At 45.3% G+C, this 12,395-nt stretch carries 12 protein-coding genes and 1 other RNA gene; 5 read left to right on the top strand and 8 right to left on the bottom strand.

Annotated features, from left to right (window positions below; all coding sequences use genetic code 11):
- Positions 1 to 29 precede the first annotated feature (29 nt).
- Positions 30 to 1,022 (bottom strand): helix-turn-helix transcriptional regulator, encoded by a 993-nt coding sequence (locus QZZ41_RS01190; RefSeq protein ID WP_295066957.1) that lies wholly within the window; start codon positions 1,020 to 1,022, stop codon positions 30 to 32.
- Between the two features lie 257 nt (positions 1,023 to 1,279).
- Here QZZ41_RS01190 and QZZ41_RS01195 point away from each other — a divergent pair, with 257 nt between their 5' ends.
- Together QZZ41_RS01195 and QZZ41_RS01200 are read left to right on the top strand one after the other, a co-directional pair.
- The gene (locus tag QZZ41_RS01195; protein ID WP_295066959.1) at positions 1,280 to 1,474 is read left to right on the top strand and encodes a hypothetical protein; all 195 of its coding nucleotides are present in this window, start codon (positions 1,280 to 1,282) and stop codon (positions 1,472 to 1,474) included.
- A gap of 60 nt (positions 1,475 to 1,534) precedes the next feature.
- Complete coding sequence (locus tag QZZ41_RS01200) at positions 1,535 to 2,425, top strand: YitT family protein (RefSeq protein WP_295066961.1); 891 nt, start codon at positions 1,535 to 1,537, stop codon at positions 2,423 to 2,425.
- On the opposite strand, the gene QZZ41_RS01205 is transcribed toward QZZ41_RS01200, so the two are convergent.
- From QZZ41_RS01205 to QZZ41_RS01235, 7 genes are all read right to left on the bottom strand, one after another.
- The gene (locus QZZ41_RS01205) at positions 2,422 to 2,907 is read right to left on the bottom strand and encodes a hypothetical protein (RefSeq protein WP_295066963.1); all 486 of its coding nucleotides are present in this window, start codon (positions 2,905 to 2,907) and stop codon (positions 2,422 to 2,424) included. The genes QZZ41_RS01200 and QZZ41_RS01205 overlap by 4 nt on opposite strands.
- A 268-nt stretch (positions 2,908 to 3,175) precedes the next feature.
- Entirely contained in the window at positions 3,176 to 3,778 is a 603-nt protein-coding gene (gene recR / locus QZZ41_RS01210) for a recombination mediator RecR (RefSeq protein ID WP_295066965.1), read from the bottom strand.
- A 6-nt stretch (positions 3,779 to 3,784) separates the two neighbouring features.
- The gene (locus QZZ41_RS01215; protein WP_295066967.1) at positions 3,785 to 4,135 is read right to left on the bottom strand and encodes a YbaB/EbfC family nucleoid-associated protein; all 351 of its coding nucleotides are present in this window, start codon (positions 4,133 to 4,135) and stop codon (positions 3,785 to 3,787) included.
- A 71-nt stretch (positions 4,136 to 4,206) separates the two neighbouring features.
- Positions 4,207 to 5,820: a DNA polymerase III subunit gamma/tau gene (gene dnaX / locus QZZ41_RS01220; protein ID WP_295066969.1), complete on the bottom strand. Its 1,614-nt coding sequence runs from the start codon at positions 5,818 to 5,820 to the stop codon at positions 4,207 to 4,209.
- 17 nt (positions 5,821 to 5,837) lie between these two features.
- On the bottom strand, positions 5,838 to 6,728 hold the full coding sequence (locus QZZ41_RS01225; RefSeq protein ID WP_295066971.1) for a tetratricopeptide repeat protein: 891 nt from the start codon (positions 6,726 to 6,728) through the stop codon (positions 5,838 to 5,840).
- A gap of 37 nt (positions 6,729 to 6,765) precedes the next feature.
- Positions 6,766 to 6,864, bottom strand: an RNA gene (gene ffs / locus QZZ41_RS01230) — signal recognition particle sRNA small type.
- Positions 6,865 to 7,058: 194 nt separating this feature from the next.
- Complete coding sequence (locus QZZ41_RS01235) at positions 7,059 to 7,853, bottom strand: hypothetical protein (RefSeq protein WP_295066973.1); 795 nt, start codon at positions 7,851 to 7,853, stop codon at positions 7,059 to 7,061.
- 370 nt (positions 7,854 to 8,223) lie between these two features.
- Between QZZ41_RS01235 and QZZ41_RS01240 the strand changes: the two genes are divergently transcribed.
- From QZZ41_RS01240 to QZZ41_RS01250, 3 genes are all read left to right on the top strand, one after another.
- Entirely contained in the window at positions 8,224 to 9,135 is a 912-nt protein-coding gene (locus QZZ41_RS01240; protein ID WP_295066975.1) for a peptidylprolyl isomerase, read from the top strand.
- 183 nt (positions 9,136 to 9,318) lie between these two features.
- A complete protein-coding gene (locus QZZ41_RS01245) occupies positions 9,319 to 10,830 on the top strand; it encodes a peptidylprolyl isomerase (RefSeq protein ID WP_295066977.1) in 1,512 nt (503 codons plus the stop codon).
- A gap of 111 nt (positions 10,831 to 10,941) precedes the next feature.
- Entirely contained in the window at positions 10,942 to 12,246 is a 1,305-nt protein-coding gene (locus tag QZZ41_RS01250; RefSeq protein WP_295066979.1) for a UDP-N-acetylglucosamine 1-carboxyvinyltransferase, read from the top strand.
- The last annotated feature ends 149 nt before the right edge of the window (positions 12,247 to 12,395 follow it).

The raw sequence follows: 12,395 nt of genomic DNA on the forward strand, positions 1-12,395 counted from the left end.
GCAAATTATAACACGAAGGGGGGCTTTTGTCAATCAATTCGTTTTTTTCTTATGCTTGATTCTATAATGCTTACCACAGGTGTAAGTACGCCTGCTATTACCCATACTATCCATGTAATGCCCCAGTTGTGGGAGATAAAGCTCCAGCCGAGGTATATAGCAGTAACTGTGCACCAGTAAACAGTCATTACTTTGGAATTGCGTCTTTCCTTCTTCTTGCGCGAGAATTCGTTCTCTTCAAGGAGCTTTCTGTAGCCGTCCATTTTTGTGCTGCTGTGTATTATCAGGTAAAGTCCCACAGCTATGGAAATGAACATTGCGGCTATTGATAAGCCTTCTATAGTATTGTTATCAATGAATAACTGACTGAAAATTATTATAGGTATGAATGAAACTATAAACAGCATTACGCCTGCTATTATCGAGAAATTATGCTTAGGCTCGTACTTTGACTTCTTTTCTGTGACCATTCCCGATACGCCGTACTCTGTGTCGATGCCCTCTTTGTCAAGGTATTCAAAAGGCTTGTACTTGTTACCCGATATTATGAACAGCGATACTGCTATAGCTATTAATATGAGCATAACAGGTATACCTATGATAGGACCTGCTTCGGGGAATGGCTCAAAGTAATCAAGCATAATAATGGGCAGGAATGAGAGTGTGCAGAGGATAACTCCTGTAGGGATAAGCTTTGAACGCTTTTCATTCTCGGCAAGGAATTTGTTTGCCTCCTCCATTGAGACTCTGCGGAGAGGCGGTTCAGTCTCTGTTTTTTCCTGTGGTGTGGGATCGTCAGAGGGGAGCTCGACTGTATCCTTTAATAATGAGTCTGTGGTGACTCCGAAAATTTCCGAGAGCTGTAATATACGATTAAGGTCGGGAGTGGACTGTGCGCCCTCCCATTTTGAAATGGACTGTCTGCTCACACCGAGCTTTTCGGCAAGCTCCTCCTGTGACATTCCTGACTTTTTTCTGAGTTCTATTATCTTGTCTGCAAGTATCATATATGTTACCTCCATATGTTTTTTCCTCGGGAAATGTCCCGTGGTCTATGGTCTTATTCTATCATTTCAGGCAGTTACATACAAGCAACCCTGCTTTACAATTTGTCAATCGACGGTTGCATTTGCCGATATTCCGCGCAATTCCGCGAAAAATGCCAACAATGTTAAAAAGCTCTTGATTTTAACGAATTGATGTGCTATAATTATTTTAAAGTCCGCGCAGGTGTGCGTATGGGACGATCATAAATCAATATGAAAGAAGGTATCCCCCTATGGAGATAAAAAAAGCAATTGAAACAGTAGAGAAAAAAACAGGCATTGATCTCCCCGATGAGAAGATCGAGAAGCTCGCAACTAAAGAAAATATTGACAAGGCTAAAGATATGATCAGCAAGGTGGCTACCAAGGAGAACCTTGAAAAGGTTAAGGACAAGGTCGGCGACATCGTAGAAAAGATCAAGAAGTAATTGCAACGGGGCGTTTTCGGAAAGAAGATGCCCTGTTTTTATATCCGATAAGAGGTGAATATGAAGAAAATAACCGATATTATCAGAAATATAGGAGCTTTCCGTTTTATAATGCTGACTGTTGCGGGAACGGTCAATGCTTTCGGCATAACCCTTTTTCTCACGCCTGTTAAGCTGTATGACAGCGGTATTTCGGGCACTTCCATGCTGCTTGCACAGGTAACGCCTGCATCGCTGTCGCTGTCGATTTTTCTGATATTGCTCAATATACCGCTTTTTCTCTACGGAATGAAAAAGCAGGGCGGAAGCTTTACTCTGAGTGCTATATACACCGTAGCCGTGTATTCCTTAATGTCATGGCTCATAACCGATGTACTTCCCATAGATGTCAGCATAGCGTCGCCCCTTGCAGGCACTGACCTGCTGCTTTGCGCACTGTTCGGCGGCGTGATATCGGGAATAGGCAGCGGACTTGCCATACGCTTCGGTGGTGCTATGGACGGTATAGAGGTAATGGCTGTGATATTTGCAAAGCGGCTGGGACTTTCCGTAGGCTCATTCGTTATGGTGTACAACGTTCTGCTCTACATAATATGCGGAGCTGTTATACACAGCTGGATACTGCCCCTTTATTCCATAGTCACATACGGAGCTGCGCTAAAGACCGTGGACTATATAGTTGACGGCTTACAGCGCGAAAAGGCTGCAATGATAATAACAGCCCGTCCCGATGATATCAAAAAGCAGCTAATGGAAGAATTCGGCTGCGGAATGACTCTTATAAAGGCTATGGGCGGATATTCTGGAGAAGAGCGCACAGTGCTGTATTTTGTCGTGAACCGCTTTCAGGTGATGAAGATGAAGGGCATAGTTCAGAAAATTGATCCCCTTGCCTATATCACCCTCACTGAGGTGGCGGATATATTCTCGATAAATCAGGACAGAACTTAAAGAGGCTTTCTCTCGAACATCAGCACAGGATAGCCCTCGTAGTAGGGCTTCACTATCTCGGGGTGCTGGTCAGCATAGGCGAATATCTTGTCTGCAAGCCCTTCCTTGAGGAAGTCCACAAGCTGTGACAGCGGTCTGTGGTACAGCTCATCGCATATAGAAGCAAAGGTTATAGCCCGTCTGCCGCCTACTTCCATGATGCGGTAGGGCCAGATACGGCAGTCGAAAGGCTTCTCGTCGCCCAGCATACAGCCGTTTTCGGTGAGGGCAGGGCATGAGAACAGCTCATCGCCGCGAAGCTCGCCCACTCTGAATATATAGCCGCCGTCCTTGGTAACGAACTGGGTATCGGGACGGGCGGCTTTTATTTTTTCGCATAGTTCTGCGGTAAATACGGGAGTCTCCCATACGTCGTAGCGGTCGAAAATGCAGCAGAGCCGACATTTTGCGCAGGCTTCGCCGCTGAGTATCTTTTTCAGCATGAACAAGCTCCTTTCATGGTATATTGCTATAATTATACCCAATAAGAGTTTTTTTGTCAACTTCAAGGTTTCCGCCCTCGGTATCCCGAAACAACAGCCGATTTTCATAATGCACAAAAAATAATATTCCAGCTTGTGCAAAACGCAGAATTGAGAAAAAATTTTTTCAATATTCAATGGTTTCCCGTTGAAAAAACAGCTTTTTCAGCCCGTTTATAGTGGACGGGTGCAGCGTCATGCTGCAAAAAAACGGGCATAAAGCCCGTTTTTACATATCATTTCTGTTTTCGAGTGCCTTGAAAAGGGTAACTTCATCTGCGTATTCGAGAATACCGCCAACAGGCAGACCAAAGGCAAGCCTTGTTACCTTTATTCCCATTGGTTTCAGCAGTCCTGCTACGTACATTGCCGTAGCATCGCCCTCAACAGTGGGATTTGTAGCCATTATTACCTCATTTACTCCGCCCTCGGCTATTCTCGCAAGGAGCTCCTTTACGCGGAGCTTGTCGGGAGTAATGCCATCCATAGGCGAAAGGAGCCCGTGAAGCACATGGTAGACACCGTTATATTCTCTTGTGCGCTCGAAAGCTGTAACGTCCTTTGGGTTCTCAACAACGCAAATAACGCTCTTGTCACGCTCAGTATCGTCACATATAGGGCATATCTCCCTTTCCGTAAGGTTCTGGCAGCACTTACAGCAATGAACGTTCTTCTTTGCGTCAATGAGTGCCTTTGCGAAATCCTCAACAGCCCCCTCGTCCATTGACATAACGTGATATGCCAGACGCTGGGCGGATTTCATGCCTATACCGGGGAGAGATGCGAATTTTTCCGCCAGTATGACCAGCGGAAGCGCATTGTGGTCAGCCATTATTTATCAGAAAAGACCTGGGAGTGAAACGCCGCCTGTTATCTTGCTCATTTCAGTCTCTGTTGTAGTCTCAACATTGTTGATAGCCTCGTTTACAGCGCTGATGATGAGATCCTGGAGCATATCGATATCCTCAGGGTCAACTACCTCTGGCTTGAGAGTGAGAGACTTGATAGTCTTTTTACCTGTGATAGTAACTTCAACAGCACCGCCGCCTGCAGTTGCAGAGAACTCTCTTGCTTCGATATCTTCCTGGAGCTCTGTGATCTGATCCTGCATCTTCTGAGCCTGCTTTATCATCTGGTTCATATTCTGAGCACCGCCGCTGTTTACGTTCTTTGGTATTCTTGCTTTCATTTTAAAATTCTCCTTTGAAAATAAAGTTTCTTAGTTTTATAAATCAAGCAAAATTATTTTTGCTTATGAACTTATTGGTTTTCTACCGCAGTTTCTATCTTGTTCTCCATAGCCTTTTTGATGAGCTGTTCCGCAAGGTTTTTCTGCTCCTCAACGGTGGTGGTACACCTTGCGCGAAGGGCGTATTTCTGCCCCATAACGTTGAAAATGGCTCTGCTGAGGGATACAGCCGTATCTCGGTTGCTTTTCAGCAGATTGATGAAAAAGCGGTTTTGAGAGAATATAACAAGTACATTGCCCTTTGTCTTGGCAAATGAGCCGTCGAGACTTCCTGCGGCTGCCGGATTGAGCTTCTGGTACTCTTCCAGTATCTCGCCCCATTTTTCGCAGTCTGTAAGCTCTTCCTCGTTGATCTTCTTCTCGTCTATCTTGACGTTCGGAGTCGGATCGGTCTCTGCATCGCCGCGAGCCGTAAGGACTTCGGGCTGCTGAGGAGTCTGAGCTGCATTAGGTATGCCTCTCGGAACGGAGTTGATTTTATTCTCTAACTGTTTTATTTTATCATATATTTCAGAATTGTCAATACTTTCAGAGGTATTCTTTACATTTCCGCAAAGTTTTATAAGCGACATTTCAAATTCAACGCGCTTGTTCATGGCTCTCTGCATATGCTCGCGGCACTCCTGCAAAGCGGAAAGTCTGTCCATAACAGTTGCAAGGTCGGACTTTTCGGCGATAGCTCGCAGTCTTTCCAGCTCGTCAGGCATACACACTATGAGCTTTTCCGCAGTTTCGGGAGAAGCCTTTATGAGCATGACGTTTCTCAGCTGAGTGATAAGCTCCTCGCAAAGCCTTGTAAGGTCTTTTGACATATCGTAGAGCGTTGCGGTAAGAGAAAGTGCTTTCGGCGTATCAGCGTCAGAAATAGCGTCAAGGATATCGTAGAGATAGTCCCTGCCTGCGATACCTGCGGCATTTGATACAGCTTCGGCGTTTATGGTCTCTGCGCACACCGAGCACTGGTCAAGGAGAGATACTGCGTCACGCATACCGCCGTCGGCAAGCTTTGCTATCATAGCTGCACCGTCATCGGTGAGGTCAAGCTCCTCCTGCTGAGCGATATAGCTTATGCGTTTGGCAATGTCCTCAGCCTTTATCCTGCGGAAATCGTAACGCTGACAGCGTGATACGATGGTTGCAGGGACTTTGTGTATCTCGGTAGTTGCAAGAATGAATTTAACATACGGGGGAGGCTCTTCCATGATCTTCAGCAGAGCGTTGAAGGCTCCAGCCGAGAGCATATGCACCTCGTCGATGATGTATATTTTGTAAGTTCCGCGCTCAGGAGTATATACTGCGGCATCGCGCAGGTCACGGATATTGTCAACGCCGTTGTTTGAAGCAGCGTCTATCTCGACTATATCGGTAAGTGCGCCGCTGTCCGCATCGCGGCAGATGTCACATTCAAGGCAGGGATTGCCGTTTTTCATATTTCGGCAGTTGACTGCTTTGGCGAGGATACGGGCGCAGGTGGTCTTACCTGTACCGCGTGAGCCTGTGAAAAGGTATGCATGGGCGGTCTTACCGCTGATTATCTGGTTTTTCAGAGCCTCTGTGGTATATTCCTGAGATATAACGTCGTCAAAGGTCATTGGACGCCATTTGCGGTAAAGAGCCTTATACACAGCCTTTCCTCCTTTCGTCAGTCGCTGTGGTGTTCCAGCATCACAGCTGCCTGTATTTCTTTATAGTAACGTGTAAAGCCTATTGAATCTTCGATATTATTGAGGAGAGCCTGTCTGTACAGAGCCTCGCCCTCCTTTAGGTTGTGGAGCATGGTCTGCGCTATGGCGGCACCGCCCAGTGCGCTTGCGTAGCTTTCGTGGCGTTGGATAGCTTCCTCGAACCATTTCAGTGCAGTCTGCCCCTCGTTGAGTTTGAGGTACATATCGCCTATCTCGCAGCGTATCCTGTCGCTGTACTGGTAGTCCTCACGGACAAGGAGCTCCTCATAGAGCTGCTTTGCTTTTTCGGTATAGCCGTTCTGAGCGTGACAGCGAGCGATGAATATAGGCAGCTCAGGTATATAAAATCCTTTTTCAAGGGCATTTTCGTAGCATATTATAGCGTTGGGGCAGGCTTCGAGGATATGATAGCAGCGTCCGCGGTAAAACTCGTTAACGCCTTTTTCTTCCGTGGTCATATTTTGCTCTTCATTGCCCAGATCGGTAAATACTTCAAGTGCGCTTCTGAAATCGCCCTTGTGGAAGAGCTCAAGACCTTTCTCGAAGCACCTTGACTTGTGGTTTATACCCGTAAAGGCGTTGCCGATGAGATCGCCGTCGAACTGGTGGAATATGCTCTTTTTTAAACACGCTATCTTATAGAATGATATGCCTGTCCAGTACATGAAAAAGAGCATGAGCATAGCGACGATATTGTTTGAAAGGGTGGTATCTTCCTCACCTGTTGCCATACGTAATGCAAAAACAGCTATTGAGGAAATAAATGAAGCTGCAAAAGCATTTGGGATACTGCGCCAGAAACAAAGCATAACACGTCTTGTACGTGCTGCAAGAATGGAACGGAACATTTTTATCCCCCCTATCAAAGAAAAATTCCGGAACATAGATGTGCAGGCTTGCTGCGGCACACAACACGCACCGCTTAATGCTGCTCGGTCTCCCGCCTGACATGGTTCACGGGGTCTTGTTGCACAGGGCCCACACATCTATATTTCGGAATTTCAATCACGGATAATATGAGCAGACATTGCTCTTTTACTATGATATCACAAACCGCGCGTTTTGTCAAGAATTTTTTTCTTGCGTCCGCAAATATACCGTATATCTTCGTTTTTGCGGTACAATAATAAAAAGAGGGTATGTCTTGCGGCATACCCTCACAGGTTCATACTTTATAATTAAAGAGCAGAGAAGTAGTTTTCAAATGTAGAGATATCATCGCCCAAATCGTATGCTGTGCATGAGATAAGAAGTATGAAATCTCCCTCACGTCTTAAATAATATGCCTGCTCAAGCTCAAGATTGTTCATCTCTGCCTTGTAAACTGCCTTTAAGAAGTCCTTGCCTGCCATCTGGACAGTTTCAGGACCTGCTTCCTTTGTGTATTTGATAGTAGGAACAGCAGCGAGCTGTCTTTCGAGTATGCTGTAGTAGTCCTCAGCAGTAGTATCTGTGCTGAGAGCGATGTTTTTATTGAGATTCTCATAAGTGATAGTGATATTCTGAGTTGAAGTTGTGTTCATGCAGAGAGCATCGGTGATAGTAGCCTGCTCAGCTATCTTCTTAACTGTGTCAGCGTTGCTGCTGTATGCAGTTTCTGCTCCGAGGTTCATCATCTGGAGTATTGTCTCGTCATCCGCAAATCTCCAGTCGTCAGGAACTGTAAGCTTGAAGCCTGTGAACTCGTTTGTGTAAACCTTGCCGTCTACAGTACCTCTCTTGAAGTCAGTGCCTTCAGCGGCAGCAGGAGATGAGCCATTGTCTGCATCTGTTGTCTCTTCGTCGCTCTTTACAGTAGTTTTCTCTTCACTTTCAGTTGCTTTTTCTTCTGTTGTATCCTCTGCAACAGTTGTAGTCTCTGCCTTGCTCTTCTTATCAGACTTTTCATCAGATTTTGAATCGTTTCCGCAGCCTGTCAGTGTGCATAATGCAAGAAGGAAAGCCATTGTGATCTTTAAAATTTTCTTTTTCATAGTTATTTATCCTCCGTATAATCTCGTTGCTGTGATAATACAGCGATATCATTATAGCACTAAATTGTTAACAAATCAATACTTACAGCAAAAAAATTTGCAGAGTGACGCTGCGAGCTGAGTCGGCATTATTGATTCTCGGGACACCGAGGGCGGCGTCCCCTACACATAGATACGTGTCACACGGGCGGACATTGTTCGCCCCTACAGCGAGTTCTTGTTATTTACATTGTAATGGATACACGGGCGCACGGAATGTGCCCCTACAGTGCGCTAATGTTGTTTGCGGCGTAAGGCTCGGACGACCAATGGCTGTCCCTACAAGATAAGGGCTAACGGCTAAGGGCTTTATACAAGCGGCTTGACAAATATGGACAAACTATGTATAATAAAGGTAGTATGCGAAAGAAAGGATATTTACATGATAAAAAAGAACCATGCTGTCAGACTCGTGCTGATATTTACTCTTATAATGGGTATAACTTCTCTTGTTATAATGCTTAGCAATACCCTTGCAGCACGTCAGACTTATTATATAACCGTTGATCCCAAGACTATAAAGCTCATACAGCTTGACGCTCCTAAAGAGGGCGATCCTATCGCTATAGTTGATACGACTCTCGGTGAATACAGATTTGTGCTCTATCCCGAACAGTCACCAAATGCCGTTGAGAACTTCACAAGTCTTGCAAAATCGGGCTATTATAATAATACTTATGTATTCCATTCAGAGGACGGCGTGTACTCTGCCGCAGGTGCTCCGAACAAGGACGGCTCGGCAAACGATAATTCCCATGAGCTTGTAAAAAGAGAGCTTCATCAGGATCTCTGGCCCTTTAAGGGAGCTGTAATGGCTATGAATACAACTCTTGACAAGACCTTCAAGGAAAAGTTGCTGGGCGGCGGTACTTATTATAATGGAAGCCGTTTTATGGTGCTCAACACAGTTGAGTTCAACGATGAATTTAAAAAGGAACTTAAAGAAGTATCCGAAAGCCAGCAGCTTGCGGACGCTTTTATAAAAGTGGGCGGAGTCCCTAATTTCTCGCAGCAGATGACAGTTATCGGTCAGGTCTACAGCGGTCTTGACGTTGTGGAAAAGCTTGCAAGCCTTGAGACTCAGGATCAGGGCGACTATAAATTCCCTGTTGAGGATATAATGATAAATTCTGTCACTATAAGCACCTACTCGGAAGCCGATGAAAAGGCTGTAACTACCGAGAAAACCACAGCTGTTACTACAACTGTTACAACGACTGCTGCTGAGACTACTACAAAATAAAGTGGTATGATAAGTCGTTATTTTTAAGGTAAATCTCGCTTTTTTAACTTAAAGCTTTGTCCTAAAACACTAAAAAATTGCGGAAACTATTTACAAATCGGTTTTTATGATGTATAATATATAAGTTGAAGTATAATTACTAATAATAAAACATGATCTCACATATCTGAGGAGTGGAATTTTATGTTAAAAAAGGTTCTGGCAGGTATTATGTGTATGCTCATGGCTGCGGGTACTCTTACTTCATGCGGCAAGGAGCAGAACGGAACTTCAGGAACTGCCACAAACGATACAACTCAGGCAGGTACATCAGAGAATACGACTGCGGCTGAAACTTCAGAAGCTGCAACAGTCGAAAATGTTGACATCGCAAACTTTACTGCACCTGAAAAGGGCGACACAATAATAGTAATGAAGATCAAGGACTACGGTACCGTAAAGTTCAGACTCTTCCCCGAATATGCGGACAAGGGCGTTGAGAACTTCGTAGAGCTCGCTAAAAAGGGCTATTACGACGGTCTGAAGTTCCACAGAGTCATCAAGGACTTTATGATACAGGGCGGCGATCCGCTGGGCACAGGTATGGGCGGCGAGTCCATATGGGGCGAGAAATTTGACGGCGGCACTGATCCCCACCTTATCCACGTTGCAGGTGCTCTTGCTTACGCAAACAGCGGCGGCACCAATACAGACGGAAGCCAGTTCTATGTTGTAACGGGAACAGTTCCCAAGGACGATGAGCTTGAATATTACAAGCAGAACGGTCTGGCTTTATCAGATAATGCAATAGCACAGTACAAGAAGGTCGGCGGCGCACCGTGGCTTGACGGAAACTATACGGTTTTCGGACAGGTCATCGACGGTCTTGATGTTATATTCAAGATACAGAATGTGTCGGTCGATGCAAATTCTTCCAAGCCTTACAAGGACGTTATAATGGAATCTGTCACTGTCGGCGAGTACAACGGTGAGGATATACACTGGTATCTCGATGAATACGAAGAATTCGATGCAGACGAGATAGCAAACTCTACAGGCAAGGAAAATATGGACATTGCAAACTTTACTGCTCCGAAAGAAGGCGAAACTATCGTCAGCATGAAGCTCAAGGGCTATGACGGAGAAGTAAAGATAAAGCTTTTCCCGGAATATGCGGATCAGGGCGTTGAAAATTTCATTACTCTTGCTAAGCAGGGCTATTACGACGGTCTCACCTTCCACAGAGTCATCAAGGACTTTATGATACAGGGCGGTGATCCGAAGGGTGACGGTACAGGCGGCGAATCCATATACGAAAAGGGATTTGACGGCGGTACTGATCCACATCTTATCCACGCTGCGGGAGCAGTTGCTTATGCAAACAGCGGCTCTACAGCAAGCAATGGCAGTCAGTTCTATATCGTAACAGGTGAAGTTTACGGTAAAGAAGAAATAGACGAACTCAAATCATACGGATATGCGTTCACAGAAAACGAAGAAAAGGTATACTCCACTTACGGCGGAGCACCGTGGCTTGACGGAAATTATACAATATTCGGTCAGGTATTTGACGGACTTGATATCGTTTTCGATATACAGAACGCAGAGGTCGATGAATCGACAAGCAAGCCTAAAAAGGATGTTGTTATCGAGTCTATGACTGTTTCGGAATATAAAGGCGGCGACGTTCGCTGGAGTATTTCCGATTATAAATGATCTCTTTAAGCCTTGGGCTTATTGAATAAATCCCGGCTTGATGCCGATGAACAAAAGAAAGAAATTCGGGAGCAGATAAAAATACCCCGAAACACTAAGGAGAGAAAATATTTGGATAAGTTTGTTGTAAAAGGCGGAAGACGCCTTGAGGGTGAAGTCACTATCAGCGGTGCTAAAAATGCAGCTGTAGCAATTCTTCCGGCAGTCATTCTTTCGGATGAACCATGTGTTATAGAAAATGTTCCTTATATCAGTGATGTAAGGATATGTATCCATATTCTTGAGGAAATGGGTGCAGAAGTTACTAATATCGCAAAGGATACCTACAGGATAGATCCTACGACTATCAGCAAATTCTGCGTTCCTTATGAGTATGCAAGAAAAATGCGTGCTTCATATTACTTCCTCGGTGCTCTTCTGGGCAAATTCAATAAGGCAAGAGTTTCCATGCCGGGCGGATGTCCTCTTGGAGACAGACCTATAGATCAGCACTTAAAGGCTTTCACAGCCCTCGGTGCAAAGCATACTCTCAGTCAGGGCATGATAGATCTTACTGCTGACAAGCTCAGCGGCAATCAGATCTTCTTTGATGTAGTTACAGTAGGAGCTACAATGAACGCAATGCTGGCTGCTGTAAAGGCTGAGGGACTTACAATAATCGAAAATGCAGCTAAGGAGCCTCATATCGTTGATCTTGCAAACTTCCTCAACTCAATGGGTGCAAACATCATGGGTGCAGGTACCGATGTTATCAAGATCAGAGGTGTTGAGCATCTTCACGGCACTACTTATGCAGTTATCCCCGATCAGATAGAAGCAGGTACATTTATGGTTGCAGTTGCTGCAACAAAGGGCGATGTTCTTATCAAGAACGTTATCCCCAAGCATCTTGAATCCATTACAAAGAAGCTTGAGAAGATCGGCGTTAATATCGAACAGTTCGATGACAGTATAAGAGTATGGGTAGACGGTCCGTTGGTAAAGACAAACGTCAAGACAGCTCCTCATCCGGGATTCCCTACAGATATGCAGTCTCAGATAGCTACTCTTCTGTGTCTTGCAGAGGGTACGAGCATTATCACCGAGAATATCTGGGAGCAGCGTTTCCGCTATGTGGACGAGCTCAGAAGAATGGGCGCAGATATCACAGTAAACGGCAAGGTAGCTCTTATAGAGGGCACAGGCAAGCTTATGGGAGCTCCCGTAAAGGCTTGTGACCTGAGAGCAGGCGCAGCACTTATCATTGCAGGACTTGCTGCAAGCGGCGTTACCGAGATCGAGGATATCTACCATATCGAGAGAGGTTATGACTGCATGGAAGGCAAGCTCAGAGCTCTTGGTGCAGATATCGAAAAGGTAAGCGTTCCCGATAAGGCTGAGGGAACAAAGGCTGACGGCGCAAAAGCTGCGGTTTGATAGAATATTAATGGCTGCTGCACATTAGTGCGGCAGCTTTTTCGTCATTTATGTAGGGACTGATGTCTACATCAGCACGTTAACTTATAGAAAAAATGGGGGCGATGTAGGCATCGCCCCCTACAGTTCGATCGATAAATTACTGTATC

It is taken from the genome of Ruminococcus sp. (assembly GCF_016283395.1).

What these genes read in the sequence shown, in the direction of transcription:
- QZZ41_RS01190 (WP_295066957.1), bottom strand. Translation starts at nt 1,022, where the DNA reads ATGGAGGTAACATATATGATACTTGCAGACAAGATAATAGAACTCAGA.
- QZZ41_RS01195 (WP_295066959.1), top strand. Translation starts at nt 1,280, where the DNA reads ATGGAGATAAAAAAAGCAATTGAAACAGTAGAGAAAAAAACAGGCATT.
- QZZ41_RS01200 (WP_295066961.1), top strand. Translation starts at nt 1,535, where the DNA reads ATGAAGAAAATAACCGATATTATCAGAAATATAGGAGCTTTCCGTTTT.
- QZZ41_RS01205 (WP_295066963.1), bottom strand. Translation starts at nt 2,907, where the DNA reads ATGCTGAAAAAGATACTCAGCGGCGAAGCCTGCGCAAAATGTCGGCTC.
- recR (WP_295066965.1), bottom strand. Translation starts at nt 3,778, where the DNA reads ATGGCTGACCACAATGCGCTTCCGCTGGTCATACTGGCGGAAAAATTC.
- QZZ41_RS01215 (WP_295066967.1), bottom strand. Translation starts at nt 4,135, where the DNA reads ATGAAAGCAAGAATACCAAAGAACGTAAACAGCGGCGGTGCTCAGAAT.
- QZZ41_RS01225 (WP_295066971.1), bottom strand. Translation starts at nt 6,728, where the DNA reads ATGTTCCGTTCCATTCTTGCAGCACGTACAAGACGTGTTATGCTTTGT.
- QZZ41_RS01235 (WP_295066973.1), bottom strand. Translation starts at nt 7,853, where the DNA reads ATGAAAAAGAAAATTTTAAAGATCACAATGGCTTTCCTTCTTGCATTA.
- QZZ41_RS01240 (WP_295066975.1), top strand. Translation starts at nt 8,224, where the DNA reads ATGGACAAACTATGTATAATAAAGGTAGTATGCGAAAGAAAGGATATT.
- QZZ41_RS01245 (WP_295066977.1), top strand. Translation starts at nt 9,319, where the DNA reads ATGTTAAAAAAGGTTCTGGCAGGTATTATGTGTATGCTCATGGCTGCG.